A 540-nucleotide genomic window follows, 5' to 3' on the forward strand; every position below is an offset into this window, starting at 1 on the left:
GATGCTGGCCAATCAGGCCACCAACTACTTCGTGTCCGGCAAGGCCCCGACCCGCATGGGCAACGCCCACCCCAATCTGGCGCCCTATCAACCGTTCCCGTGCAGTGACGGCATGGTGGTGATCGCCGTGGGCAATGACGGCCAGTTCCGCGCCCTGTGCCAGGCGCTGGGCGAGCCGGAGCTGGGGACGGACGACCGCTTCGCCTCCAACGCCGGACGTGTGGCTGACCGCGACCAGCTGGGGCCCATCCTCTCGGCCCTGACCGCGCCCCTGACCATGGCCGCCCTGATGCAGCGGCTGGAGCAGGCGGGCGTGCCCTGCGGCCCCGTCAACACGGTGGATCAGGTCTTCGCGGAGCCCCAGGCGGTGGCGCGGGGACTGACCGTCGAACAGACCCGCCCGGACCTGAACGCCCCCGTCCGCACGGTGGCCAGCCCTGTCCGCATGAACGGCGCGCCCCTGGTCAGCGACCGCCCGCCGCCCGCCCTGGGCGAGCATACGGACGCGGTGTTGGCGCGTTATCGGGACAGGTCCGACCG

The 540-nt window shown here is 71.9% G+C and carries 1 protein-coding gene; it reads left to right on the plus strand.

What is annotated here, in order from left to right:
• Window positions 1-540, plus strand: a 540-nt coding sequence (locus C0461_RS14400) for a CaiB/BaiF CoA-transferase family protein (protein ID WP_292107994.1), incomplete at both ends; no start/stop codon positions are given.

Origin of the sequence: Brevundimonas sp. (genome assembly GCF_013823285.1) — a bacterium.
Lineage (GTDB): Bacteria > Pseudomonadota > Alphaproteobacteria > Caulobacterales > Caulobacteraceae > Brevundimonas.